Annotated in this window: 23 protein-coding genes; 1 reads left to right on the forward strand and 22 read right to left on the reverse strand. The window is 61.8% G+C overall.

Going from position 1 to position 25499, the window contains the following annotated elements; all coding sequences use genetic code 11:
• Nucleotides 1-135 precede the first annotated feature (135 nt).
• The 17 genes from ACAX43_RS08980 to ndk form a co-directional block, all read right to left on the reverse strand.
• Nucleotides 136-2022 (reverse strand): potassium transporter Kup, encoded by a 1887-nt coding sequence (locus ACAX43_RS08980; protein WP_370708035.1) that lies wholly within the window; start codon nt 2020-2022, stop codon nt 136-138.
• Nucleotides 2023-2314: 292 nt separating this feature from the next.
• Nucleotides 2315-2902 carry a phosphoribosyltransferase gene (locus ACAX43_RS08985; protein ID WP_370708036.1) on the reverse strand — a complete coding sequence of 196 codons (588 nt, stop codon included), beginning with the start codon at nt 2900-2902 and terminating at the stop codon, nt 2315-2317.
• A 3-nt stretch (nt 2903-2905) separates the two neighbouring features.
• Nucleotides 2906-4252, reverse strand: a complete 1347-nt coding sequence (locus ACAX43_RS08990; RefSeq protein WP_370708037.1) for an adenylosuccinate synthase — start codon at nt 4250-4252, stop codon at nt 2906-2908.
• 205 nt (nt 4253-4457) lie between these two features.
• Nucleotides 4458-5609: an ATP phosphoribosyltransferase regulatory subunit gene (locus tag ACAX43_RS08995; protein ID WP_370708038.1), complete on the reverse strand. Its 1152-nt coding sequence runs from the start codon at nt 5607-5609 to the stop codon at nt 4458-4460.
• A gap of 204 nt (nt 5610-5813) precedes the next feature.
• The gene (locus ACAX43_RS09000) at nt 5814-6005 is read right to left on the reverse strand and encodes a DUF2065 domain-containing protein (protein ID WP_064266070.1); all 192 of its coding nucleotides are present in this window, start codon (nt 6003-6005) and stop codon (nt 5814-5816) included.
• Nucleotides 6006-6049: 44 nt separating this feature from the next.
• Nucleotides 6050-6952, reverse strand: coding sequence for a protease modulator HflC (gene hflC, locus ACAX43_RS09005; RefSeq protein ID WP_370708039.1), 903 nt, complete (start codon nt 6950-6952; stop codon nt 6050-6052).
• A gap of 12 nt (nt 6953-6964) precedes the next feature.
• Nucleotides 6965-8347, reverse strand: coding sequence for an FtsH protease activity modulator HflK (gene hflK, locus ACAX43_RS09010; RefSeq protein ID WP_370708040.1), 1383 nt, complete (start codon nt 8345-8347; stop codon nt 6965-6967).
• Nucleotides 8348-8396: 49 nt separating this feature from the next.
• Nucleotides 8397-9611, reverse strand: a complete 1215-nt coding sequence (hflX, locus tag ACAX43_RS09015; protein ID WP_370708041.1) for a GTPase HflX — start codon at nt 9609-9611, stop codon at nt 8397-8399.
• 30 nt (nt 9612-9641) lie between these two features.
• Nucleotides 9642-9878, reverse strand: a complete 237-nt coding sequence (gene hfq / locus ACAX43_RS09020; RefSeq protein WP_006051315.1) for an RNA chaperone Hfq — start codon at nt 9876-9878, stop codon at nt 9642-9644.
• Nucleotides 9879-10020: 142 nt separating this feature from the next.
• The gene (der, locus tag ACAX43_RS09025) at nt 10021-11358 is read right to left on the reverse strand and encodes a ribosome biogenesis GTPase Der (RefSeq protein ID WP_370708042.1); all 1338 of its coding nucleotides are present in this window, start codon (nt 11356-11358) and stop codon (nt 10021-10023) included.
• Between the two features lie 428 nt (nt 11359-11786).
• Complete coding sequence (gene bamB / locus ACAX43_RS09030) at nt 11787-12932, reverse strand: outer membrane protein assembly factor BamB (protein ID WP_370708043.1); 1146 nt, start codon at nt 12930-12932, stop codon at nt 11787-11789.
• Between the two features lie 61 nt (nt 12933-12993).
• Complete coding sequence (locus ACAX43_RS09035) at nt 12994-13623, reverse strand: YfgM family protein (protein WP_370708044.1); 630 nt, start codon at nt 13621-13623, stop codon at nt 12994-12996.
• Between the two features lie 66 nt (nt 13624-13689).
• The gene (gene hisS, locus ACAX43_RS09040) at nt 13690-15030 is read right to left on the reverse strand and encodes a histidine--tRNA ligase (protein WP_370708045.1); all 1341 of its coding nucleotides are present in this window, start codon (nt 15028-15030) and stop codon (nt 13690-13692) included.
• A 20-nt stretch (nt 15031-15050) separates the two neighbouring features.
• Nucleotides 15051-16367 (reverse strand): flavodoxin-dependent (E)-4-hydroxy-3-methylbut-2-enyl-diphosphate synthase, encoded by a 1317-nt coding sequence (ispG, locus tag ACAX43_RS09045; RefSeq protein WP_370708046.1) that lies wholly within the window; start codon nt 16365-16367, stop codon nt 15051-15053.
• 87 nt (nt 16368-16454) lie between these two features.
• Nucleotides 16455-17531, reverse strand: a complete 1077-nt coding sequence (locus ACAX43_RS09050) for a helix-turn-helix domain-containing protein (RefSeq protein ID WP_370708047.1) — start codon at nt 17529-17531, stop codon at nt 16455-16457.
• A 232-nt stretch (nt 17532-17763) separates the two neighbouring features.
• The gene (gene rlmN, locus ACAX43_RS09055) at nt 17764-18915 is read right to left on the reverse strand and encodes a 23S rRNA (adenine(2503)-C(2))-methyltransferase RlmN (protein WP_370708048.1); all 1152 of its coding nucleotides are present in this window, start codon (nt 18913-18915) and stop codon (nt 17764-17766) included.
• Between the two features lie 173 nt (nt 18916-19088).
• A complete protein-coding gene (ndk, locus tag ACAX43_RS09060) occupies nt 19089-19514 on the reverse strand; it encodes a nucleoside-diphosphate kinase (protein ID WP_012433533.1) in 426 nt (141 codons plus the stop codon).
• Nucleotides 19515-19816: 302 nt separating this feature from the next.
• Between ndk and ACAX43_RS09065 the strand changes: the two genes are divergently transcribed.
• A complete protein-coding gene (locus ACAX43_RS09065; RefSeq protein ID WP_054038214.1) occupies nt 19817-20515 on the forward strand; it encodes a Bax inhibitor-1/YccA family protein in 699 nt (232 codons plus the stop codon).
• 149 nt (nt 20516-20664) lie between these two features.
• Here the strand turns inward: ACAX43_RS09065 and ACAX43_RS09070 are convergent, their stop codons facing one another.
• The 5 genes from ACAX43_RS09070 to ACAX43_RS09090 all read right to left on the reverse strand — a co-directional run bounded on the left by ACAX43_RS09070 (nt 20665) and on the right by ACAX43_RS09090 (nt 25498).
• Nucleotides 20665-21438, reverse strand: coding sequence for an MBL fold metallo-hydrolase (locus ACAX43_RS09070; protein WP_370708049.1), 774 nt, complete (start codon nt 21436-21438; stop codon nt 20665-20667).
• A 7-nt stretch (nt 21439-21445) separates the two neighbouring features.
• The gene (gene bamC, locus ACAX43_RS09075) at nt 21446-22585 is read right to left on the reverse strand and encodes an outer membrane protein assembly factor BamC (RefSeq protein WP_370708050.1); all 1140 of its coding nucleotides are present in this window, start codon (nt 22583-22585) and stop codon (nt 21446-21448) included.
• A 129-nt stretch (nt 22586-22714) separates the two neighbouring features.
• On the reverse strand, nt 22715-23626 hold the full coding sequence (gene dapA / locus ACAX43_RS09080) for a 4-hydroxy-tetrahydrodipicolinate synthase (RefSeq protein ID WP_169483937.1): 912 nt from the start codon (nt 23624-23626) through the stop codon (nt 22715-22717).
• A gap of 43 nt (nt 23627-23669) precedes the next feature.
• A complete protein-coding gene (locus tag ACAX43_RS09085; protein ID WP_370708318.1) occupies nt 23670-24281 on the reverse strand; it encodes a class I SAM-dependent methyltransferase in 612 nt (203 codons plus the stop codon).
• A 14-nt stretch (nt 24282-24295) separates the two neighbouring features.
• Nucleotides 24296-25498: a tryptophan--tRNA ligase gene (locus ACAX43_RS09090; RefSeq protein ID WP_370708051.1), complete on the reverse strand. Its 1203-nt coding sequence runs from the start codon at nt 25496-25498 to the stop codon at nt 24296-24298.
• Nucleotide 25499 lies beyond the last annotated feature (1 nt).

Genomic DNA, 25499 nt, shown 5'->3' on the forward strand with positions numbered 1-25499 from the left:
CGCTCGCGTACTGACACTCACGAGACTGGGCAGCGAACACTGAGCGACCAACAAAAAGCCCACGCAATTTTGCGTGGGCTTTTTTATCGCTTATCACGCCTCGGCCTGCAAGGCGCCTCCGAACAGGAGCCGTCGTCAGATTTCGATCTTCGTCCCCAACTCCACGACCCGATTGGCCGGGATGCTGAAAAAGTCGGTCGGCTTGGCGGCGTTCTGATGCATCCATGCAAACACACGTTCGCGCCATACCGACATGCCAGGTAACTGCGTCGGCACCACCGTTTCGCGCGCGAGGAAAAACGACGTGTCCATCATCTCGAACGTCGTGTCGTGCGTGCGGCCCACCTCGAGCAGCACCGCCTTCACATCGGGCGTTTCGTTGAAACCATACGCGGCCTTGACGAGATACAAGCCACCTTCGAAATCCTTCACCGTGACGCGTTCCGCGTCGTTCACATACGGAATGTCGCGCGTCACGAAGGTCAGGAAAATGGTGCGCTCGTGCAGCACCTTATTGTGCTTCAAGTTGTGCAGCAGGCTCACGGGTACGAGTGAGTCGCTCCCGGTCAGATAGATCGCCGTACCCGACACGCGATGCGGCGGATGCGCGAGCAAACCCTGCAGGAAAGGCATCAGCGGAATACCGTCGGCGGCCGTGCGTTCCTTGACGATCATCCGGCCTTTGAACCAGGTCATGAGCAGGAAAAACAGCAGCGCGCCAATGCCGAGCGGCAACCAGCCACCTTCCGCAACCTTGAGCAGATTGGCGCCAAAAAAGCCCAGGTCGACCGTCATGAACACGCCGATGATCAGCGCCACCAGGAACTTGTTCCAGTTCCACACCTTCACCATCACGACGCAAGCGAGGATCGTGGTGATCACCATCGTCGCCGTCACCGCGATACCGTACGCAGCGGCGAGGTTATCCGAGCTCTTGAATGCAATCACGATGCACAGAATGATGAACAGCAGCATCCAGTTCACCACCGGTACATAGATCTGGCCGATCGCCAGTTCCGACGTGTGCAGGATCTTCATGCGCGGCACGTAGCCGAGTTGGATCGCCTGGCTCGTCAGCGAATAGGCGCCGGAGATCACCGCCTGCGATGCGATCACGGTCGCCACCGTGGACAGTATGACGAGCGGCAGCAAGGCCCAGTCCGGCGCGAGCAGGAAGAACGGGTTTTCGATCGCCTTCGGGTCGTGCATCAGCAACGCGCCCTGACCGAAATAGTTGAGCACCAACGAAGGCATCACGAGGAAGTACCAGGCCATGCGGATCGGCTTGGCGCCGAAGTGGCCCATGTCGGCATAGAGCGCTTCCGCACCGGTCAGCACCAGCACGACCGAGCCGAGCACGACGTAGGCCTGCAGCACGTGTGCGGCCATAAAGGTGTAGGCGTAGTACGGATTCAGTGCGCGAACCACATTCGGCGACTGCAGGATATGCCACAGACCAAGCGCCGCGAGCACCAGGAACCACAACACCATGATCGGACCGAACAGGCGGCCGACGGTGGCCGTTCCGTGACGCTGAATCCAGAACAGGAGCACGAGGATCACCATCGTGAGCGGCAACACCAGATGGGACAGATTGGGCGCCGCGATCTCCAGACCTTCGACCGCCGAGATCACTGAAATGGCAGGCGTAATCACCGCATCGCCATAGAACATGCAGGCGCCGAAGATGCCGAGCATCATCAGCAGGCCCGCCATTTTCGACTTCTCGTCGAGCGAGCGCAGCGCCAGCGCCATCAGCGCGAGGACGCCGCCTTCGCCGTTGTTGTCGGCACGCATCACGAACAACACATACTTGATGCCGACCACGATCACGATCGCCCAGAACAATAGCGAGATCACGCCCAGAATTGATTGATCGGTCAGCGGAATACCATGGGACGGACTGAAGGCCTCTTTCAGGGAGTACAAGGGGCTCGTGCCGATATCGCCGAACACCACTCCGATCGCGGCAATCGCGAGGGAAGGCAGAGGCTGTTTGTGCACGTGATTGTTATCTGTCATAAACGCGAGGAAATCCGTTCCCTGAGCGGAAAAAACGACCGCTATTCTAAACTGCCCGCTTAGCGCCGCCCGGCTTGTTGTGGATACACCACGTGGAGGGTCCGCGCAGTGTAGCACTGCGATTTGGGCGCGTCTGCTGCGTAAGATGTTCGCTGGCTCCGGCACGCGCGGTTTGCGGGCGCCGTTCGCAGGACACGTGATGCATGCACATAAAAAAACGGAGCCCGACCGGGCTCCGTCTTGCAGGCAGTGCGCTATCCACGACTCGACACGCGCAACGCCGCAGCGTACCTCACCTCTCCGACTGCTCCTGCTGCGCAGTGCCGCGCTTGATCCACGCGCCGAGGTTGTGCGGACGCACCGTATCCCATTCCTCGAACGGTTGATGAATCCACGGATTGGTGGGCAAATACTGCACGTGGTAATCAGGCTTTACTTTCGAGCAGCCCTTGTACCAGAGCACCGCCGAACGCACCGCGGTGATCGCCGGATAGCGTTCCTTCAGATGCTGCTGCACGCGCGCCAGCGTCACACCCGAATCGACCAGGTCGTCGACCAGCAGCACGTTGCCGGACAACTCGCCGCGCGTCATCGTGATGTATTGCGCAATGTCGAGATCACCCTGCTCCGTGCCGGCTGCTTCGCGATACGAACTGGTGGCCAGAATCGCCAGCGGCAGATCGTAGATGCGCGAGAGCTGATCGCCGACGCGCAAACCGCCGCGCGCGAGACAAAGTATCTTGTCGAACTTCCAACCCGATTCATGCACGGCCAACGCCAGCAATTCGATCAGCCGGTGATACTCGTCCCAGCCGACCCACAGATTCTTGTCGTCATTGCGCGGATCTTTCATCGCAATCATGGGTACACCTTGCACCATGGCTTAAACCTTGAACGGATGACGAAGCAGAATCGTTTCGTCACGATCCGGACCGGTCGACACCATGTCGATCGGAATGCCCGCGACTTCCTGCACGCGCGACAGATAAGCACGCGCGCTGGCCGGCAGCTTGTCCCATTCCGTGATGCCGACGGTGCTTTCCTTCCAGCCTGCGAAAGTTTCGTACACCGGAACGCAACGCGCGACTTCCGATGCACCGCGCGGCAGCAGGTCGATATTCTCGCCGTCGACCGTGTAGCCGATGCACAGCTTCACTTCGTCGAGGCCATCGAGTACGTCGAGCTTGGTCATGCACAGACCCGACACGCCGTTGATCTGGATCGAGCGGCGCAGCGCGGCGGCGTCGAGCCAGCCGGTGCGGCGCGGACGGCCGGTAACCGAGCCGAATTCCTTGCCGACCTTGGCGAGTTCCAGGCCGATCGGTTCCTGACGCGCGGCGTTATCCGCGTCGTACAGTTCGCTCGGGAACGGGCCCGAACCGACACGCGTGCAATACGCCTTGGTAATGCCGAGGATGTAGTTCAGCTTTTGCGGACCGACGCCTGCACCCGCGGTAGCCGCACCGGCCACGCAGTTGCTCGACGTGACGTACGGATACGTGCCGTGGTCGATGTCGAGCAGCGTGCCTTGCGCGCCTTCGAACAGCAGGTTGTTGCCGGCTGCGTTTTCGTCGTACAGACGGCGCGACACGTCGATCACCATCGGCTTCAGACGGTCGGCATAGCTGAGCATCGTGTCGAGCGTTTGCTGGAAGTCGACAGCGGCGACACCCAGGTATTGCGTCAACACGAAGTTGTGGTAATCGAGATTTTCACGCAGACGTTCGGCGAAGCTTTCCGGCTCGAACAGATCCTGCACGCGCAAACCGCGGCGCGCCACCTTGTCTTCGTAGGCCGGGCCGATACCGCGGCCGGTCGTGCCGATCTTGCTCGCACCACGGCGCGCTTCGCGGCCCTGGTCGATGGCAATGTGGTACGGCAGGATCAGGGTGGTGGCTTCGGAAATGAAGAGGCGATTCTGAACGTCGACTCCGGCGGCTTCGAGCTCGCCAATTTCCTTGAACAGCGCTTCCGGCGACAACACGACGCCATTGCCGATGTAGCACGCGACGCCGGGATGCATGATGCCCGACGGAATCAAACGCAAGATGGTTTTCTTGCCGCCGATGATAAGCGTGTGACCGGCATTGTGACCGCCCTGGAAGCGAACGACGCCTTGGGCGTGGTCCGTCAGCCAGTCGACGATCTTGCCCTTGCCTTCATCACCCCACTGGGTCCCCACGACGACGACGTTGCGCCCGGGGTTCACATTCACTGCGCTGGCAGACATGTTGTTTCGTAAGCTGGTTAAAAACGTATTCTACCTATGTTCGCGGAACCTTCCGAATTTTTCCGTTTCCGCTCAACGGTATGCACGTTATGGTGGGTATATCGAAAATAGCGCGGCGGATAGCCGCGCCCGTGTACGGCGACGCTTTGGACGCCTTTTCAAATGCCCTCGGGATCACTCCTCCGAGCGGTCTGTTCGCGCGTGCTCAGGAACGAGGCTCGACCACCCACGTGCCGTTGCGATCGACCAATACACGGTCGCAGGCGAACTCGTCCAGATCGTGTTCGTGCCCAGGCAACGCCTGGATTACCACTTCGCCGGCGTTGCGCAGCGCCGCGACGCTGGTGCGCAATGCTTCGTCGTGCTGCCACGGCGCGAGAATCGCGCTGCTCCGTGCTTCGACCGGCGAGATGCGCGCGACTTCGCGCAGATCGAGCGAGAAGCCGGTTGCCGCACGTGCCCGGCCATAGGCCTGCCCGACGTGATCATAACGGCCGCCGCGCGCAACCGCATTCGGCACGCCGTCCACATACGCCGAGAACATCACGCCGCTGTGGTACGCGTAGCCGCGCAAATCCGCCAGGTCGATCATCACTTCGGCGCCGTCCACCTGGCTGGCGAGGAACGCGAGGTCGTCGAGCGCGCGCGCGATGGCCGGTGCGTTCGGCAGGCGCGCACGGGCTTCGTCGAGCACCGAAGCGTCGCCGTAGAGCGTGGGCAGCGAGCGCAACGCATCGCGCGTGACCGGCGTGAGAGTGGTGGTCAACTCGACGAGACGCGGTACGTCCTTGCCCGCCAATGCGTCGTAGAGCGATTGGCCCAATTCGGCCGCAGCCGGCTCCGCTTCGATCAGCGCGGCGAGCACACCTGCATGGCACAGATCGAGCCGCACTTTCGCGAGTCCGGCCAGACGCAGCGCATCAAGCATCAATTGCTGGATTTCCAGATCTGCTTCGAGGCCGGCGTGGCCATAGATTTCCGCGCCGATCTGGATCTGCTCGCGCGTCGCATGCAACCCGCGCGGACGCGTATGCGCGACGTTGCCCGCATAGCAAAGGCGCGTCACGCCCTGGCGATTCAGCAAGTGCGCGTCGATACGCGCGACCTGCGGCGTGATGTCGGCGCGCAGACCAAGCGTGCGCCCGGACAACTGGTCGACGAGCTTGAAGGTGCGCAGATTCAGATCGTGCCCGCCGCCCGTGAGTAGCGACTCGATGTATTCGAGCAGCGGCGGCATGACCATCTCGTAACCGTACGAGCGGAAGCGGTCCAGCAAATGACGCCGCAATTCTTCGATCTTGCGGGCTTCCGACGGCAGCACGTCGGCGATATTCTCGGGAAGTAACCAGGTCGACATCGATACAGTCCTACGACGTTGAACACGGCGGCTGGGTGCGCCGGTAAGTGAGTGTGAATGGCGGGCAGCGGCTCGATTTTGGCGGCTGCCGCAGGCATCGGAACTGCATTTCGCAGCCAGCTTCGGCGACGTCGCGACACTCGCTGCCGATAGCCAATCGCGACGCAACCGCGCGGGCTATCAGGTCGCGAGCACAGTGCTTCTTCAGGTCACGATAAACAGCAGAATCAGGCCGAGCACCATCACGATCAGCCCGCCGACGCGAATCTGATGCGCAGGCCGCTCCGCTATTTTACGGAACGTGTCGCGCCAGGCGCTGGGAAAAACGAACGGGAACATCCCCTCGATAATCAGCATCAATGCGATCGCGAGCAGTAACGAGCCGGCTATGTCCATACGAATGAAAGGGCCGCGATGCGGATGCCGCGGCGTTCCGGTTATCAGTGTTTGCGCGGGGCCGCGGGAGCGTCCGGGGCAGCGGCGCCGGTCGGGCTACGCATGAAGCGGAAGAACTCGCTGCTCGGGTCGACCACGATTACGTCGCCTGGCTTGAAGGTGTTCTTGTACGCCTGCATGCTTTGGTAAAACTGGTAGAACTGCGGGTCGCTGCCGTATGCGCCGGCGGCGATTTCCGCTGCCTTGGCATCACCCTCGCCCTTGATAGTCTGGGCCTGGCGGTAGCCGTCCGCGAGAATCGCCTGTTGCCGACCGACCGCATTCGCCTTGATCTGGCCGGCCTCGGCCGCGCCCTTCGCGCGTTCGTCGGCCGCCACCTGCTCGCGTGCGGCGATCATGCGCTTGTAAACCGAGTCGGCCATCGCCGCCGGGAAATCGACTCGCGTGAGTTGCACGTCGAGCACCGAAACGCCCAGCGATGCCGCGGCTTTATCCATCGTGCCGCGCGCTTCGTCGGCAACGGCCTGCTGCTTCGCAAGCGCATCGGTCAGCGTGACCTTGCCGAACGCGTCGCCAAGCGCACTGCGCGACAGCAGCGCCAGCCGGTCCTGCAGGCTTTGCACGTCACCCTTGGTTTGGGCGAGCAGCTTCAGCGGATCGGTCACACGGTATTTGACGACCGGATTAACCAGCAGATCGGTTTTGTCCGACGTGACATAGCGGTCTTCATCCGGCGCATCGAGCGACTGGATACGGTTGTCGACCAGCGTGACCGTTTGCAGCGGCGGCGGCAATTTGACATGCAAGCCCGGGCCGAGCAGTGTCGGCGCGGTGTCGCCATGCGATGACAGCACGGCCATATGACGCTGATCGACAACAAATACCATCGACGACGCGGCAAACAGCACGATGACGACAGCCAGGATGAGCGCAATGATCTTGTTCATGATGTGCGCTCCTTATTGAACGTCGTCTTCGCGCAAACGGCTGCGGAAGGAGTCGCGTGAACGCAGTGCGTCGCTGCTGGCTGCAGGCGAACTGGCAGGCGTGGCGGCCGCGGAGGAAGCGGAGGAAGCAGTAGCCGCGGCAGACGGCGCCGCAGTGCTACTTGCCGCTTGCGGCGCGGCGGCACCCGACACAGCGGCAGCGCCGGAGGCAGCCGCAGCGGCATCGGCAACGCGCTGGCGCGTCTGCTCGACCAGTTTGTCGAGCGGCAGATACAACACGTTGTTGCCGCTCTTGCTGTCCACAAACACCTTGGTCGTATTCGAATAGATCTGCTGCATGGTTTCCAGGTACATGCGCTCGCGAATCACAGCGGGCGCTTTCGAGTACTGCGCGTAGACTTGCTTGAAGCGCTCGGCATCGCCTTGCGCCTGGGCAACCGTTTTGTCGCTGTACGTTTTCGCTTCGTCGATCTGGCGCGCCACGTCGGCTTGCGCGCGCGGCAGCAGCGCTGCGGCGTAGGCCTGCGCTTCGCGCCTGGCGCGCTCGTTGTCCTGACGGACTTTGGCGGCATCGTCGAAAGCCGCCTGCACCCGGTCGGGCGTCTGCACGCCCTGAATCGTCACGCCGGTCACGGCAAGGCCGGACTGGTATTCATCCAGGGATTGCTGAATCGACGCCATCAGTTGCTGGCGAATCGTTTCGCGATCCTGATAGAGGATATCGTTCGTGCTGCGCGCGCCGACAATGCTGCGCACCGCCGCTTGCGCGGCCTGCATCACCCCCTGGTCGGGATCGACGCTGCGAAAAAGGTAGTCGGTCGGCTTCTTCACCTGGTATTGCACGGCAAAGCGCACGTCGACGATATCGGCGTCGTGCGTAAGCATCGACGCGTCCTTCACGTTGGCGAGACGCACTACGTTGTTACGGCCGATCTCTACCTGGCGGATCTGGCCAATATTGACGAGTTCATGCGCTTCGAACGGATACGGCAGACGCCAATGCACACCGTGCCCCGCGGTGTAGCGATACTTACCGAACTGCATGACGACGCCGGCCTGGCCATCCTGCACGACGAACACGCCGCTGCCGAGATAGATCGCGATCAGCACACCGATCACGACACCCACGCCGATACGCGCGCCACGACCATTGTCCGGACGGCCGCCGCCCGCACCGCCGCCCTTGCGGCCGAATACCCGGCTCAAACGGCGGTTGAAATCGCGCCACATCTCGTCGAGATCGGGCGGGCCTTCGCCGTCCTTGGTCGGCGGACGCTTGGGTTCGTTGGGCCGTTGCCGGTCGCCATTGCCGTCGCCCCGGCCCCAGCGCGGATCGTTCAGTGACAGCATGGCGCGCATGCGCAGCCAGATACTCCGCTCGTTGTAATCGTTCACCTGTGTTCGTTCACCAGAGTAGACAGCGGGTCAGTGCAATTGGAACGGGTCAGTGCCCGAGTTCTGGGACCTTGCGGTCGTCGCGTGGCGCTGCCGACCGGTCTTCTTCCGACTGATCGACCAGCATGTCGGGAAGAGGTTCGGCAGTAGCGATTTCAGCGATGGCAGCGCGCAATGTATCCAGCCCTTGCCCCGTGCGCGCGCTCAAAAAGACGCGCGAAATATTACCATACTCATCCCGCTCGACCGCGTCGCCACGGGCCGCCAACTCCGGCACCGCGTCGATCTTGTTGAACACCAGCACCTGGCGGATGGTGTCCGCACCGATCGCGTGCAACACCTCGTTCACCTGATCGATCTGATCGAGCCGCACCGCGCTCGACGCATCGACTACATGCAGCAGCAGGTCGGCGTGAATGGTTTCCTCGAGCGTGGCGCGGAAAGCCGCAACCAGTTGGTGAGGCAGTTCGCGGATGAAACCGACCGTATCGGACACCACGACCTGCCCCGCTTCGTCACCGAGATAGACGCGGCGCGACGTGGTATCCAGCGTGGCGAACAGCTGGTCGGCGGCGTACGCCTGGGCCTTCGTCAGCGCGTTGAAGAGCGTGGATTTGCCCGCGTTCGTGTAGCCGACCAGTGACACGGACATCGTCTGATTGCGGCTGCGCGCACGACGCTGCGTGCCGTGCTGACGGCGCAGCTTTTCGAGCCGGGTCTTGAGCGCCTTGATGCGCTCGCCGATCAAACGGCGGTCGGTTTCAAGCTGCGTTTCACCAGGGCCGCGCAAGCCGATACCGCCTTTCTGACGTTCAAGGTGGGTCCATGCGCGGATTAGTCGCGTCGATAAATACTGCAATTGCGCGAGCTCAACCTGCAGCTTGCCTTCATGGCTGCGGGCGCGTTGCGCAAAAATATCGAGGATCAGACTGGTGCGATCAATCACGCGGCGATTAAGCGCCTGCTCCAGATTGCGCTGCTGCGCGGGTGCCAGAGCGTGATTGAAAATGACGAGTTCGATGTCGTTCGCCTCACACGCAAGACGCAATTCTTCGGCCTTGCCGCTGCCGACGAACATCTTGGCATCGGGACTGGACCGGCGCCCGGTGAGGGTGACTAAGGGATTCGCGCCCGCGCTTTGCGCGAGCAAGCTGAGTTCTTCGAGACTGGCTTCGAAATCGATCTTACCGAAGTCGATGCCGACAAGCGCTGCATTGATCAAATTGGAGGGTATCAAAATGAGGCGGCCGGGAGTAATCGCCAACGGGCGACGCTACGCCGGCCGCGACGGGGGTTAGGACTGTTCGGAATCCGGGTGGAAATTCACCGGACGGGCAGGCACGACAGTCGAAATTGCGTGCTTGTAGACCATCTGGGTGACCGTATTCCGGAGCAACACGACGTACTGGTCGAACGATTCGATGTTCCCTTGAAGCTTGATGCCGTTGACCAAGTAGATCGACACCGGCACATGCTCTTTACGCAGTGCGTTCAAAAACGGGTCTTGTAACAATTGCCCTTTGTTGCTCATAGCAAACTCCGTATTTTTTTGCAGGTTGACTGAATTGACGACGAAGAAAAAGAGATCCGCCATCAACCGCTACACTATAGCCGATTTTCGTTTTTGCGCGAGAGGCCGGCCCCGGGGGCCAAACCCAACACACACGCGGGTTTCAGCCTTTGTCCGCGTAAGGGTTCGTCGATGATCTGAACTCTATGCGCAATGGAGTCCCAGTCAGCTTGAAAGTTTCCCTGAAGCGGTTTTCGAGGTAGCGTTTGTACGTTTCGGTGATCGCATCGAGCGCATTACCGTGAATCACGATGATCGGCGGATTCTGCCCGCCCTGGTGCGCGTAACGCAATTTCGGGCGCACCGGACCACGTCGGCGCGGCTGCTGGAATTCGACTGCATCGATCAGCGCGCGCGTAAGCTTCGGCGTTGGCAGCTTGGCCATTGCCGCAGCGTAGGCGTCGTCGACTGAGCGCATCAGCGGGCCAATTCCGGTTTTTTCCGCTGCGGAAATGAAATGGAATTTGGCGAATTCGAGAAATTTTAGTTTGCGTTGCAAGTCGGCCTTGGTGCGCTCGCGCACATGCGGATCCAGACCGTCCCATTTGTTCACGCCCACCACCAGCGCCCGCCCCTGCTCCACCACGAAGCCGGCAATGTGGGCGTCCTGTTCCGAGATGTCCTGCTGCGCGTCGAGCAGAAGGATCACGACGTTCGCGTCCGAGATCGATTGCAGCGTCTTCACCACCGAGAATTTCTCGATCGCTTCGAATACCTTACCGCGGCGGCGCAAGCCTGCCGTGTCGATCAACGTGTACGGCTTGCCCTGCCTTTCGAAGTCGACGTAGATCGAATCGCGCGTGGTGCCCGGCATGTCGAACGCGATCACGCGCTCTTCGCCCACCAGCGCATTGATCAAGGTCGACTTGCCGACGTTCGGCCGGCCGACGATCGCGATCTTCACGCCGCGCGCTTCTTTTTCGACGTCGCTCTCTTCCGGCTGCCCGGCGTACGCAACGCCGAGTGCCTCGTTGATCATTTCGGTGACGCCGTCGCCGTGCGCAGCCGAGATCGCGCGCGGATCGCCCAGACCGAGTTCGTAGAAGTCGGCGGCCACCGCGCTGTACTTCATCCCCTCCGCCTTGTTGACGACGAGGAAGATGGGCCGGCCGACCTTGCGCAAGTAGTCGGCGATCGTCTTGTCCTGCGGCGCGAGACCATTGCGGCCGTCGACGATGAACACGACGATGTCCGATTCTTCGACCGCCTGGCGGGTTTGACGCGCCATCTCGTGCAGGATGCCTTCCTTGGCGACCGGCTCGAAGCCACCGGTATCGACGACCAGATACGGCCGCTCGCCGGCGCGCCCCTCGCCGTAATGGCGATCGCGGGTGAGACCGGGCAGGTCGGCAACCAGCGCATCACGCGTACGCGTGAGACGGTTGAACAGCGTGGATTTCCCCACATTGGGGCGCCCAACGAGGGCAATAACGGGTTTCATCAGATGTTGTTCACGGTGAAACGCGGGATCGAAATCGACCGCCCGCGTAGCGACGCCATGCGGCCGCTACACGGCAGCGTTTGACGAAAATTATCACGAATTCGACCAGCCCCGGATGTGCTGTCAATATGCGCACCCGGGCGGACGGAGGGTTGGCTGTATGGGGCAGCGCCAATGGGCCGCCAGGTTCAGTCTTTCTTACTCGACGACTCGCACGCCAGTTCGATTGCGATTCTCTGCAATGCCGTCGAAGGTAGCGCCGCAAGCAGCCACCGATGGCCACCTGGGCCGTTTCTGATCCGACTTGCCGGACCAGCCAGTCCGGCGGAATTCTTCTGGTTACCCTGCTGTACAACAAAAACGCGCGCGGCCGGCGAAGCCGGCCTGCGCGCTTGACTGCACCTGCTTACCTATGAAACTGCGCGCGATTAGCGCGGGCGGTAGCCGTACAGGTCGCCGTCGTGCGTCAGCACTACCAGTGTTTCCCCGGCCAGCACCGGCGCCGCGGTAATCGCGCTGCCGTCAGTCTTCACGCGGGCCACGAGCGTGCCGTCATCGCGCGACAGGAAGTGCACGTAGCCCTGATAGTCGCCCAGCACGGCAGCGTGACCCAGTATGAACGGGACGCTGAGTTCACGGTTCTTGAGCGTGTCGTTCTTCCACAGCGGCGTGCCGTTGCTCACGTCGAACGCCGACACCACCGACCAGTCGTCGGCCGCCACCACGGCGCGATCATCTTGCGCCAGACCGCTTGTGCTCGAGAACGCCTTTTCCCACAACGCACGGCCCGAGTTCGCATCGAAGCAGCCAATCTGACCCTGGAACGTCACCGCGCAGGTTTCCGACCCGACCAGCGTAGGCGGCCCCGTCACGTCGTTGATCCGCTCCACTTCCGTCACGCCCTTCGGGTACGACACCGGCGTCTGCCAGTAGTTGTCGCCCGTCTGCAGGTTGATCGCGGCGAAGGCGCCACCCGGAAAACCGGCCAGCACGGCCGCGTCGCCCGCGAACGTCATGCCCGAAGACACACGCAGATTGAGCGGCACCGCGCGGTTGCGATAGTTCCACTTCTGCTCGCCGGTTTGCGCGTTGAACGCAACGATCTGACCGTCGACCGTGCGCACCACGACGAGGCCGTTGCCGACCAGCGGCGGCGAGATGATTTCGCCAGGCGCCTTGGCGGCCCACAACTGCTTGCCGTCCGCGCCGAGTACGTAGACATCGCCCTTCAGGCCGCCGACTGCCGTCAGCGTACCGTCGCTGCCGACGCCCGCCGAAAGATCGTCGTGCAACTTGACGCGCCAGATGTCCTTGCCTGTTTGCGCGTCGATCTTCGCAACGGAGCCATTCGCGCCGGCCGCGTACACCGCATTGCCGACCGCGACAGGCGAGAACAGGTAACGACCCGCCTTGCCGACGCTGGTCTTCCACGCCTGCTGCACGTCGAGCACGGGTTTGAACTCGGTGAGCGGCGTCGGCACGCGGCGCTCGTCTTTCGTGGATGAGCAAGCCGCCATGGTGAGCACGGTCATCGCACAGGCAACGGGCACAGCGTAACGTTTCAGCAGATTCATCGGTGGACGAAGCATTCAGGAAATTAGTTAATGGAGACCGGTTGGTCGTTACATGCGGCGATCAGCCGCCCAGTGCGTCCAGCTTGAACTGAATCAACTGGCGTGCCGAACTATCGTTTTTCGACAGCGAGTCGAGCGCGAGCTTATAGGCCACGCGCGCATCGTCACGCTTGCCTTGAGCGGCGAGCAGGTCACCGCGGCCGTTCGCCACAATGCCCTTGAACGCATCGGACTGCGGTTCGGCGAGCAATGCGAGACCCTGGTCGTAAGCCTTGTCGTCAAGCAGCAGCGAAGCCATACGCAGCTTGGCGATCTGCTTGAACTCGTCGTCTTTCGCGTGATCGATAGTCCATTGAAGCTGGGCCTTCGCGGCGGCTTCGTCACCCGCGGCGTACAGCGCCTTGGCCGCGCCCAGCGCGGTCATCTGCGCATACGCGGTGCGGCTGAACTTGTCTTCCATGTCGGTGGCGACGCGCGTGATCTTCGCCTTGTCGCCCGATGCCACGGCTTGCTGCACCTGGTCATACAGCACCGCGGCTTCCGTCGCCTCGCGCCGTTGCCAGAAATTCCAGCCGTTCCAGCCGGCTGCTGCAACCAGCACCACCAGCACAATCCACGTGGTTGCATTGCCCCACTGCGCCCACCATGCTTTCAGACCTTCAATCGATTCTTGTTCGTCGTGGTAACTCATCGCCCGGCGATTTCCTCTTTCTTGATACGTGTGCATGTCGAACCAATGGGCTCGACGACATCGCGATCAGTCGTCGCCGTCTTCGGCGGTTGCAACCATCGCATTGATTAGAAATTCGGTCAAGTCTTCGGCGGGCACGTTATGTTGCTCGCTTTTACCGCCGTTCGCGCCTGTATCGCGCAGCGGCTTCACACCGACCGTACCGTTGACGATCTCGTCTTCGCCGAGGATCACCGCGAATGCCGCGCCGCTCGCGTCAGCACGCTTCATCTGCGACTTGAAGCTCGCCGCCTGACCATCCGCGCTGCAATGCAGGATCACGTCGAGACCCGTATCGCGCAGACGCTCGGCGATGATAAAGGCTTGCTCGCGCGCCGCGTCGCCCTGATGGACCACGTACACGTCGCAACCTTCGTCTTCCGGCACGAGCTGCTCGTCTTTCAGCAATTCGAGGATACGTTCGACGCCCATTGCCCAGCCGCACGCGCCCGTCGGCTTGCCGCCGAGCTGCTCGATCAGCGGATCGTAGCGGCCGCCGGCCGCGACAGTACCTTGCGCGCCAAGCTTGTCGGTCACCCATTCGAACACGGTCAGATTGTAATAATCGAGACCGCGCACGAGACGCGGATTGATCGTGAACGGGATGTTGTTCGCCTTCAGAATGCGCTGCAGACCTTCGAAGTGCGCGCGCGATTCTTCGCCGAGAAAATCGATCAGCTTGGGCGCGTTCCGAGCGACTTCCTGCATTGCCGGATTCTTCGTGTCGAGCACGCGCAGCGGGTTCGTGTACAGGCGGCGCTTCGCCTCTTCGTCGAGCACGTCCATGTGCTTTTCGAGGTAAGCGATCAACTCGATGCGATATGCCGCACGCTCTTGCGCGAGACCCAGCGAATTAAGTTCGAGCTTGATGCCCATCAAGCCGAGGTCGTCCCACAAACGCTGGCACATCATGATGATTTCAGCATCGGCGTCCGGGCCGGCGAAGCCCAATGCTTCCACGCCGACCTGATGGAACTGCCGATAACGGCCGCGCTGCGGGCGCTCATGACGGAACATCGGTCCGATGTACCACAGGCGCTTCGGACCGTCGTACAGCATGTTGTGCTCGATGGTCGCACGCACGACAGCCGCGGTGTTTTCCGGGCGCATCGTCAGGTTCTCGCCGTTCAACGCGTCGGTAAAGCTGTACATCTCTTTCTCGACGATATCGGTCACCTCACCGATACCGCGCTTGAACAACTGCGTATGCTCGATGATCGGCGTGCGAATATTCTGGTATCCGTACGAACGCAGCATCGACTTGACCGTCGTTTCGAAAAACTCCCACAACCCGGCTTCCTGCGGAAGGATGTCGTTCATGCCCTTCACGCCGGACAACTTTTCGAGTTTTTTCTTCTGTTCAGTCATCTGTCTTCGATTGACGGTATTTAGTTGAGTGCTTCGGCGCGGCCATAGCGGCGCTCGACGTAGTCACTCACGATTTGCTGGAATTCTTGCGCGATATTCTCGCCGCGCAACGTCTTGACCTTCTCGCCGTCGATAAACACCGGCGCGGCCGGATTTTCGCCCGAACCCGGCAAGCTGATGCCGATATTCGCCTGCTTCGATTCGCCCGGACCGTTGACGATGCAGCCCATCACCGCGACGTGCATTTTCTCGACGCCAGGATACTGATCGCGCCATACCGGCATCTGCGTCCGCAGATAGGTCTGGATTTGCGACGCCAGTTCCTGAAACAACGTGCTGGTGGTACGACCACAACCCGGGCACGCGATCACCATCGGCGTGAACGAACGCAGGCCCATGGTCTGCAAAATTTCCTGGCCGACAATCACTTCACCCGTTCTCGGCCCACCTGGTTCCGGCGTCAGCGAGATGCGGATCGTGTCGCCGATACCTTGCTGCAGCAACACGGACAAAGCCGCCGTCGACGCCACGATGCCCTTCGAACCCATGCCCGCTTCGGTCAAGCCGAGATGCAGCGCGAATTCGCAACGGCGCGCCAGCTCGCCATAGACAGCGATCAGATCCTGCACGCCGCTAACCTTGCACGACAGAATGATCTTGTTGCGCGAAAGACCCAGTTCGACCGCGCGCTCCGCCGAGCCGATCGCCGACTGGATCAGCGCTTCGTACATCACGCTTTGCGCTTCCCACGGCGTGGAACGCACAGCGTTTTCGTCCATCATCTTCGCGAGCAGATCTTGATCGAGGCTGCCCCAGTTCACGCCGATCCGAACCGGCTTGTCGTACTTCACGGCCGCTTCGATCATCTGCGCAAACTGCGTGTCACGCTTCGCGCCGTGGCCGACATTGCCCGGATTGATCCGGTACTTCGACAGCGACTCCGCGCACGCGGGGTAGTCGCGCAGCAGCAAATGGCCGTTGTAGTGAAAATCGCCGACCAGCGGCACCGACACGCCCATGCGGTCGAGTTGCTCGCGCACGGCCGGCACGGCCGCAGCCGCTTCCGGCGTGTTGACCGTGATGCGCACCAGTTCCGAACCGGCTTGTGCCAATTCCTTGATCTGGATTGCCGTGCCGATCGCGTCCGCGGTATCCGTATTGGTCATCGACTGCACGCGCACAGGCGCATCGCCACCGATGGTGACAAGCTGACCGCCCCAACGGACATCCACCGCGTGCGACTTGCGCCGCGCGGCGTGGCCGCCAAACACCGGCTCGTTTGAAACGATCTTGCTACTGGATTGGGATTGAGCTTCGGATTGCATCGAAAAACCCATTTACGCCGCATGCACTACACAAAAAAAAAGTAGCGCCTGAATTGAAAAAGCGCTGCGGCCCGCTGACCGCGACGCATACCGTATCTGTCAAGGCAACGCGAAGCGCGCCACATTGCCCTTGGCTGCCGAATATTTCGACGGATCGACCGGGTGGCCATCGAGCGTAAGCGACTCAAGACCTGCCCTGTTGCCAACCGTGACCTTGAAAGGGCCAGCGCCCGTCACTTCCTTCGTATCGCCTGCGCGCACGAGGCCGGAGAACACCTCCTTGCCATCCTTGCCGCGCACGCTGAACCAACTGTCTTGCGTCACGCGCAACGCGATGATCGCCTCCCCCCCGGACAGGACAGCCGTTGCCGCATCCGCTGCGCTCGCGCCTTGCGCCGCAGCCTGGACCTGCGAACCGGCCTTAGGCGCGACTGCTGCTGCCGCGACGGCTGGCGCCGTGCCGGTCGCCAACGGTGCAGGCATCGGTGTAGCCGACGCTGCGTTATCTACTGCGGCCTGCGTTTCCGGCGCGGAAGCCGCGTCTTGCGCAGTTGCCTCGGAACCTGCCGCTTGACCTTGCGCCACCGCGCCCGATGCGCCGGTCGCGCCACCTGCCGTACCGTTCGCACTCGCCTTCAAACGTGCGAGCCACGCCGACGAATCACCGCCATTGGTATGCCACATGCCGAGCGCGATCACCGCGACGATCACCGCCGCAATGCCCCACAGCCACGAGCGACTCTTTTGCCCACTGCCGCCCAGCGACAGCGACACGCGGCCGCGCGGCAAATCCTTGCCCGACGATGCCGGCATCGACAGGTCCGGCGCAGGCACGCCCTTCTCGCGGCGCAACGCCTGCGTGAACGGCGTGGGATCAGCGCCGAGCATCTTCGCGTAGCTGCGCATCACGCCGAGCGCAAAAGTCGTGTCCGGCAGGTGACTGAGGTCCCCCGATTCGAGCGCACGCAACTTGATGGCGGACACCTTCAGGCGCGCCGACACGTCTTCGATCGTCCAGCCTTTCGATTCACGCAATTGGGTCAAGCGCGCGCCAACCGCCGCCAACGAATCCAGGCCCGGCTGCACAACAGGCTGCACCACCACCCGTGCGACCGGCGCCGGATGGTTTTCGTTTGTGTCTATGTCGTGCGGCTGCGGGTGCTGCGGCTCACTCATCCCAAATCCTTTAGCGTCGATTCTTTTTCACTTGTGCGACTGGGCCGGCCCAAAGCGCCACGCCCGAATCGCAGACCGTTTATAACAAAATGTGCGGCCTTCTGTGCCGCTTCCGATCGCTTCTGCAAACTTTCTTTTCAATCGCGGGTGACGTGGAGGACTTTCGCCTGTTCACGGAACTTTCCGCAGACCGCCCGCGCCCTGCGCGCCTCGCACGGGGCGCCTCGCACGATTACACGGCGCGAACCTCGATAATCTTGGCCGCCTTCCCGGTGCGCTCAGCGAGGCGCGTGCGATCTTTCACCGCACCGGCCAGCTGACCGCAGGCAGCGTCGATATCATCGCCGCGTGTTTTACGCACCGTAGTGACGACGCCCGCATCCATCAACACTTGCGCAAACCGCTTGATCTGTTCCGGCTTTGAGCGGATGAGGCCCGACTCGGGGAACGGATTGAATGGAATCAGGTTGAATTTGCACGGTACGTCACGCGTGACGGCCAGCAATTCGCGCGCTTGCGCTTCGCTGTCGTTCACACCGTCGAGCATGCAATATTCGAACGTGATGAAATCGCGCGGCGCGACTTTCAAATAACGCTGGCACGCTGCCATCAATTCGCGCAGCGGATACTTCTTGTTCAGCGGCACCAGCATATCGCGCAGCGGATCGCTCGACGCATGCAACGATACCGCGAGCGCCACCGGCAGATCGGCGCCGAGCCGGTCCATCATCGGCACCACGCCCGAGGTGGACAGCGTGACGCGCCTGCGCGACAGGCCGTACGCGTTATCGTCCAGCATCAGGCGCATGGCAGGCACCACCGCGTCGTAATTGAGCAGAGGCTCGCCCATGCCCATCATCACGACGTTCGTGACAACGCGCTCGCCTTTGCCGTCACCACCCGTGGCACGGCCACCGTCCGTCCCGCGCGTCGCGCGCAGCGCGAACTCGGCCATGCGCAGCTGGCCGATGATTTCGCCTGTGGTCAGATTACGGGAGAAACCCTGCTTGCCGGTCGAACAGAAACGGCAGTTCACCGCGCACCCGGCCTGCGACGACACGCACAACGTGCCACGCGTTTCTTCGGGGATATACACGGTTTCGACTGCGTTGCTGTTGCCGACGTCGATCAGCCACTTGCGTGTGCCGTCGGTCGAAATAGTGTCGCTGACGATGTCGGGCATCGTGATCGTTGCGCGCCCTTTGAGCTTTTCGCGCAAGGACTTCGCCAGATCGGTCATGCCGTTGAAGTCGGCAGCGTTGTACTGGTGTATCCAGCGCTGCAATTGCTTGGCGCGAAACGGCTTCTCGCCCAGACTGCCGCAGTAGGCGACAAGCCCTTGGGCGTCGAGATCGAGAAGGTTGACGGTGGGACTGCTCGTCATATCGAATCCTGCCATTTCAGTGCGAGACTACATTCATGCAACAAGCTGCATGAACGCAATGCCGTTCGCGCCCATTCCTGCTGCTTTACCTTACTACTTTGCCGGACTGTTCGTGCGGATTCGTGCGACAAATCAAACGGCTGCGCACGAATCGCCCGGCTGGCGCAAATTGCTTAACGCGAGTAGACGTTCACTTGCGGGAAGAAGAACGCGATTTCCACAGCGGCCGTTTCAGCTGCGTCAGAACCGTGCACCGCGTTAGCGTCGATGCTGTCAGCGAAATCGGCGCGGATCGTACCCTTTTCCGCCTTCTTCGGGTCCGTTGCACCCATCAGGTCACGGTGCTTCAGGATCGCGTTTTCGCCTTCCAGCGCTTGCACGACCACCGGGCCCGAGATCATGAAATCGACCAGATCTTTGAAGAACGGGCGTGCGGCGTGCACAGCGTAGAACTTTTCCGCGTCAGCGCGCGACAGATGAACCATGCGCGAAGCCACGATCTTCAGACCAGCGTTTTCGAAACGGCTGTAGATCTGCCCGATCACGTTCTTGGCCACTGCGTCCGGCTTGATAATCGACAGGGTGCGTTCGATCGCCATAAAAACTCCAAAAAATTAAGAGGTTACAGATTCAAATGAATCCGCTATTGTAGCATGTTCCCGTGTATGATTGCGATTGAACCCTTACAGTATCGAAAGACTCCAAGCAGGAGTTTTTGAATACTGGTAGCGTAGGCCGTGTGGACTTTTTCTGGGGTATTGAAACTCCGCTCCGCCGCGCCAATCTTAGGGATGGATACTGCGCGACTGGCGGCAAAAATCCCGGCCGGCGCGCAGTAGAGTCCAGTGCACAACCCGCTACACCACCATTACGAAACACGCTTCTGAGGTAAGGAGAGACCATGAACGATCATCCGTATAGCTTTGGCCGCAATGGCGCGGTCAGCACGGTCGAAACGCGCAATCGCGTACTGCGGAACACCTATTGGCTCCTCGCGCTGTCAATGATTCCGACAGTGCTTGGCGCATGGGTGGGCGTGGCAACCGGTTTCTCGCTGTTCGCCGCCACCAGCCCTGGCATGAGCATGCTGGCGTTCTTCGCGATCGCCTTCGGCTTCATGTTTGCCATCCAGAAAACCAAAGACAGCGCCATCGGCGTCTTCGTGCTGCTCGGCTTCACGTTCTTCATGGGCCTGATGCTCTCGCGCATCCTGAGCTTCGTACTCGGTTTTTCGAATGGCCCGTCGCTGATCATGCTCGCGTTCGGTGGCACTGGTGTGATCTTCGCGTCCATGGCCACGATCGCCACGGTCAGCAAGCGTGACTTCTCGGGGCTCGGCAAGTGGCTGTTCATGGGCGTGATCGTGCTGCTGCTGGCTTCGGTTGCTAACGTGTTTCTGCACCTCCCGGCGTTGATGCTGACGGTATCCGTGCTGGCAATCGTGATCTTCTCGGCCTACATGCTGTTCGACGTTCAGCGCGTCGTGAACGGCGGTGAGACGAACTACATCACCGCAACCCTCGCGATCTACCTGGATTTGTACAACGTATTCGTCAACCTGCTCGCGCTGCTCGGCATCTTCGGCGGCAACCGCAACTAGTCTGACGCAAGGCGCGGCGCCTGCAACGGCCGCCTTGGAAGAAAAGGCCCTTGACGAGCAATCGTCTTGGGCCTTTTTTTTTCCATTGCACTGCCGTCGCGTCAGCGGGGAGTCACTGCGTCTTGCGACGTCGGGCAATCAGAATCGGATCACAAACTCAGCCACGCAAAGCCTTCATCCTGCGAAGCGACCACAACTTCGGGGGACGCCGCGCCCAACACGCCGGCCAACGCGGCCTGTGCCAGTTCCGGCGAGTTGTTCTGCTGGCTCAGATGCGCCGCGACCAGATGGCGCAAGCGTGAACGGTCAAGCGAGGCCAGAATTTCAGCCGCTGCGTCGTTGTTCAGATGTCCATGATTCCCGCCAATACGCGCCTTCAGCGACTGCGGATACCGGCTGCCCGCCAGCATTCGCACATCGTGGTTGCATTCGAGCACCAGCGCATCGCAACCACTCAGCACCGCGCTGATGTGCGGGGTGGAGGTGCCGACGTCGGTTAGCACGCCAAGCCGGCTCGCGCCATTGGAGAGCACGTATTGCAGCGGCTCGCGGGCATCGTGAGGAACGGTGTAAGGGAGGATGCTGAGGTCGCCGATCGCCACCGCCTCGTCGCCCCACAGCACCTGCAGGTCGACATCGGCTTCGTCGGCGCCCACCGCGCGGGCGGTGCCCCAGCTCATGTACAGCGGAATCGACCACTTGCGCGCCAGCGTCAGCGCGCTGCCAATGTGGTCACTGTGTTCATGCGTAATCAAAATGGCGTCGAGACCTTCGACGCTCGCGCCGAGCCGTGTCAAACGCCGCTCGACTTCCTTGGCCGAAAAGCCGCAATCGAGCAGAACGCGCGTGGTGGTCGCGCCGCTTTGCGCTTCCACCAACAAGGCATTGCCTTCACTGCCGCTGCCGAGACTCGCGAACCGCACGGCCCGCTTAGTTCAGCTGCGCGTGCAGCAGCGTCACGATGCGCTGCGCGTCGGACGAGTTGTCCACCTGCCCGTTCGCGTCCAGCACCGCTACCTGCGTCACGGTGTCACCCTTCGAGCGCACATTGACGAGGAATTCCTGACCCGGCTTCTTCGACGAATTGCCGCTGTAGAACAGCTTGCCGAACAGCCCTTCTTTCTTCAGCTCCTGCATCGAGTCCGCGTAACGCACGTAGTAGATACCTTTCGAGCGATCGCGGTTGTCGACGGTGAAGTTAGTGCGGTCGAGCGCAAGACCCACGCGTAACCATGCGCGGTCGAACGATTCCTGCAGATCGAGTGTCGACGCGCCCGCGCTCTGGTCGAGCGTGGCTGGCGCGGTGGCCGGGCGTGCGTCGGTCAGCAGTTGCTTCGACTGTGCATCGGTCAGGCCGAACTTCTGCATCAACTTGCTCAGGAACAGTGCTTCCAGAGCCGGGTCACGCGGACGCTCTTCCCACCGCGACGATGTCTTGTCCTGGCCCGTCAGCATTTCTTCCATTGCGCTATGGGTGATCGAGATGTCCGTGGCGCCAGCCGGGCCGCGCGACACGAGCGTGCGGAAGCTGTCGCGGGTGCCCGACGAGTACGCGAAGTCGATCACCTTGCCGATCGTGCGGCGGAACCAGTCGTCCGGAATGTTGGCGCGGTTTTCAGCCCAGTCGGTGGTCATGATGCCGGTGGCGGGCGCGTCGGTTTTCAGCGCAAAGCCGTTTTCCTGCCAGAACTCCTGCAACTGCGGCCAAAGTTGTTCCGGTGTACGGCCGTCGACTACCAGCCAGCGGCGGTCGCCGTCGCGTTCGATGTGCATGCCCAGCGGATCTTGCGCATTCGGCTGGCCTTCGGTGGAATTGCCCGCTGCCGTGACCGCGCGTTGCGGCGAGCCGCCCAGCGCCAGATTGGCCGGGGGCGCCACGTAGCGCTGATCGGTCGGCGTGGTGGTCAGATCGCCGGGAACGGCGAGCGGCGGTGCGCTGCCCGCGCCCTTGTAGTTGACGCGGTCGGAGGCGAACCAGTCGTTCAGCGTGTCACAGCCGGCGAGCGTTACCAAGGCAAGCGCCAGCGCCGCCATGCGGGTTGCGTGGAGGGAAAGTGCGGAACGTTTCATGAGGTCCTTCGTGATGCTGGAACGCGGTGCCTGGTTCTGTGTGCCGGGAACGTGGGCTGGATCGACGTCGGTTAAGGGAGTGCCGGTGGCAGGCTTGCTTGAGCGCCGGGCGTGCTGGCTTGAGCCCGCTTAGCCCAGCAGGCCCGCTTCGCGCAACGCGCCGCGCACCACTTCGTGGTATTGCGCGTCGAGCGGCGTGAGCGGCAGGCGGATTCCGCCCTGCACACGACCCAGTTGCTGCAACGCCCATTTCGCCGGAATCGGATTCGATTCGATGAACAGGTTCTTATGCAGCGACAGGAGTTTCAGATGAATCTCACGGGCGGTCTTTGCGTCCGCGGCGAGCGCGGCCTTGCACAGATCGCTCATCGCGCGCGGCGCGACGTTGGCGGTGACCGAAATATTGCCATGGCCGCCGAGCAGCATCAGCGCGATCGCGGTGGGATCGTCACCACTGTAGATGCCGAAGTGCGCGGGCGCCGACTTGATCAGATGCGCGGCGCGATCGATGTTGCCGGTCGCTTCCTTCACACCGATGATGCCCGGCACCTGCGCGCAACGCAGGATGGTTTCGTTGCTCATGTCCGCGACGGTGCGGCCCGGCACGTTGTACAGGATCACCGGCAGATCGACGGTTTCGGCAATCTTCGCGAAGTGGCGGTAGATGCCTTCCTGGGTCGGCTTGTTGTAGTACGGCACGACCTGCAGCGTGGCGTCCGCGCCGACCTCTTTGGCCTGCTGGGTGAGCTCGATGGCTTCAGTGGTGGAGTTGCCGCCCGAGCCCGCGATCACCGGAATCCGGCCCGCCGTGTGCTCGACTGCGGTTTTGACCATCAGCACGTGTTCCTCGACCGACAGCGTAGCCGACTCGCCGCTCGTGCCGACCACGACGAGTGCGTTCGTGCCTTCTGCGATGTGCCAGTCGATCAGTTTGCGAAACGCCGGCAGATCGAGGCTGCCGTCTTCGAGCATCGGGGTGATGATGGCAGGAATGCTGCCGCGAATCTGAACGCCGTCAGTGCTTTGGTTGCCGTTAGTCATGAAACGCCATGAATTTGATCAGGTAAACCGCGATTGTAGCGGATTAGCCAGCCAACTCGTAACAAGGCGGGGATGCCGCCTCTGCGCGGTCGGCTGAGCGATCCGCCTCCATAATTGCGCAGATCCGCTGGACGTAAGCCGGGCGCGGCTGCGCAAGGAAACCATCTTGAAATGCGACCACCCGGAGGTGGCCGCGCACCACGTCGAGCAGCTCGCCGGGTGCGAGCAAAAACGCCGGATTAGACGGCTTTCCGACGCTTTCGTTGCCTTGCGCGAAGGTCTCGTATACCAGTACGCCGCCGGGCGCGAGCGAGTGCAAAAGCTGCGGAAACAGCGGCCGATGCAGGTAGTTCGTGACCACGATCGCAGCGAATTTCGCGTCCCGGGGCAGCGGCCAGGCGGCGCCTTCGATGTCAACCGCGAGCGTGGTGATGAGCGGCTCGTCGCGCATGACGTCCAGCGCGGCCGCATCGCGGTCGAGCGCGGTCACCGGATGGCCCAGCGATGCAAAAAACCGCGCGTGCCGCCCCGCCCCTGACGCCACGTCGAGCACCGCGCCGCCCGCCGCGACCAGATGCGCCCAGTGGCGCACCCAGTGCGACGGCTCGCCGTTTCCGTGCGAGCAAACGGGCGAAGCGGAGACGGAAGTACTCATCATTTCAGCGTGGATCAGTTGTACGACAAGCCCATTGCCTCGCGCACGTCGCGCATCGTCTCCGTGGCGAACTTGCGGGCCTTGTCGCAGCCGTCGGCGGCGATCGCACGCAACAGCGACGGATCGTCCATGTACTTCTGCGCGCGCTCGAGCATCGGCTGCTGCTCCCGCAGAATGCCTTCGATCACGGGCTGCTTGCAGTCAAGGCAGCCGATACCCGCTGAACGACAGCCCTTCTGCACCCACTCGTGCGTGGCTTCGTCCGTGTAGACCTGGTGAAGTTGCCACACCGGGCATTTGTCCGGATCGCCTGGATCGGTACGGCGCACGCGGGCCGGATCGGTCGGCATGGTGCGGACCTTCTTGGTGATCGTTTCCGCATCTTCACGCAGGCCGATGGTGTTGCCGTACGACTTCGACATCTTCTGGCCGTCCAGACCCGGCATGCGCGACGCTTCGGTCAGCATGGCCTGCGGCTCGACCAGAATGATCTTGCGCGACCCTTCGAGGTACCCGAACAGACGCTCGCGATCGCTCATCGACAGGCTCTGCGATTCCTGCAACATCGCGCGAGCCTGTTCAAGTGCTTCGTCGTCGCCTTCCTGCTGGTAGGCATTGCGCAGTTCGTGATAGAGCTTGGCGCGCTTGCCGCCGAGCTTCTTCGCTGCCTCGTTGGCCTTCTCTTCGAAGCCCGGCTCGCGACCGTACAGGTAGTTGAAACGGCGTGCGATTTCACGCGTCATTTCCACGTGCGGCACCTGGTCTTCACCGACCGGCACGAGCGAGCCGCGATACAGCAGAATGTCCGCCGCCATCAGCACCGGATAGCCGAGGAAGCCGTAGGTGGACAGATCTTTGTCCTTCAGCTTCTCCATCTGCTCCTTGTAGGTCGGCACGCGTTCGAGCCAGCCGAGCGGCGTGCTCATGCCGAGCAGCAACGCGAGTTCCGCATGCTCGGGCACCTTGCTCTGGATAAAGAGCGTTGCCTGGGCCGGATCGATACCCGAGGCGAGCCAGTCGGTCAGCACGTCCCACACGTTCTTTTCGATCACTTCGGGCGTTTCGTAGTGCGTCGTCAGTGCGTGCCAGTCGACCACACAGAAGAAGCACGGGTATTCGGACTGCAGCCGCACCCAGTTTTTCAGCACGCCGTGATAGTGGCCGAGGTGCAGCGACCCGGTGGGCCGCATGCCGGAGAAGATACGGTCTGGGAACATG

It is taken from the genome of Paraburkholderia sp. IW21 (assembly GCF_041321145.1).
Classification (GTDB): Bacteria; Pseudomonadota; Gammaproteobacteria; order Burkholderiales; family Burkholderiaceae; genus Paraburkholderia.

Bases quoted from the DNA above. Each gene is read 5' to 3' on its own strand.
- ACAX43_RS09090 (WP_370708051.1), bottom strand. From the start codon at position 25,498: ATGTTCCCAGACCGTATCTTCTCCGGCATGCGGCCCACCGGGTCGCTG.
- ACAX43_RS08985 (WP_370708036.1), bottom strand. From the start codon at position 2,902: ATGGTGCAAGGTGTACCCATGATTGCGATGAAAGATCCGCGCAATGAC.
- ACAX43_RS09050 (WP_370708047.1), bottom strand. From the start codon at position 17,531: ATGAGTGAGCCGCAGCACCCGCAGCCGCACGACATAGACACAAACGAA.
- der (WP_370708042.1), bottom strand. From the start codon at position 11,358: ATGAAACCCGTTATTGCCCTCGTTGGGCGCCCCAATGTGGGGAAATCC.
- ACAX43_RS09035 (WP_370708044.1), bottom strand. From the start codon at position 13,623: ATGAGTTACCACGACGAACAAGAATCGATTGAAGGTCTGAAAGCATGG.
- ACAX43_RS08995 (WP_370708038.1), bottom strand. From the start codon at position 5,609: ATGTCGACCTGGTTACTTCCCGAGAATATCGCCGACGTGCTGCCGTCG.
- dapA (WP_169483937.1), bottom strand. From the start codon at position 23,626: ATGACTAACGGCAACCAAAGCACTGACGGCGTTCAGATTCGCGGCAGC.
- hfq (WP_006051315.1), bottom strand. From the start codon at position 9,878: ATGAGCAACAAAGGGCAATTGTTACAAGACCCGTTTTTGAACGCACTG.
- hflC (WP_370708039.1), bottom strand. From the start codon at position 6,952: ATGAACAAGATCATTGCGCTCATCCTGGCTGTCGTCATCGTGCTGTTT.
- ispG (WP_370708046.1), bottom strand. From the start codon at position 16,367: ATGGGTTTTTCGATGCAATCCGAAGCTCAATCCCAATCCAGTAGCAAG.
- rlmN (WP_370708048.1), bottom strand. From the start codon at position 18,915: ATGACGAGCAGTCCCACCGTCAACCTTCTCGATCTCGACGCCCAAGGG.
- bamB (WP_370708043.1), bottom strand. From the start codon at position 12,932: ATGAATCTGCTGAAACGTTACGCTGTGCCCGTTGCCTGTGCGATGACC.
- ACAX43_RS09085 (WP_370708318.1), bottom strand. From the start codon at position 24,281: ATGAGTACTTCCGTCTCCGCTTCGCCCGTTTGCTCGCACGGAAACGGC.
- ACAX43_RS08990 (WP_370708037.1), bottom strand. From the start codon at position 4,252: ATGTCTGCCAGCGCAGTGAATGTGAACCCCGGGCGCAACGTCGTCGTC.
- bamC (WP_370708050.1), bottom strand. From the start codon at position 22,585: ATGAAACGTTCCGCACTTTCCCTCCACGCAACCCGCATGGCGGCGCTG.
- ndk (WP_012433533.1), bottom strand. From the start codon at position 19,514: ATGGCGATCGAACGCACCCTGTCGATTATCAAGCCGGACGCAGTGGCC.
- ACAX43_RS09065 (WP_054038214.1), top strand. From the start codon at position 19,817: ATGAACGATCATCCGTATAGCTTTGGCCGCAATGGCGCGGTCAGCACG.
- hisS (WP_370708045.1), bottom strand. From the start codon at position 15,030: ATGACTGAACAGAAGAAAAAACTCGAAAAGTTGTCCGGCGTGAAGGGC.
- ACAX43_RS09000 (WP_064266070.1), bottom strand. From the start codon at position 6,005: ATGGACATAGCCGGCTCGTTACTGCTCGCGATCGCATTGATGCTGATT.
- ACAX43_RS08980 (WP_370708035.1), bottom strand. From the start codon at position 2,022: ATGACAGATAACAATCACGTGCACAAACAGCCTCTGCCTTCCCTCGCG.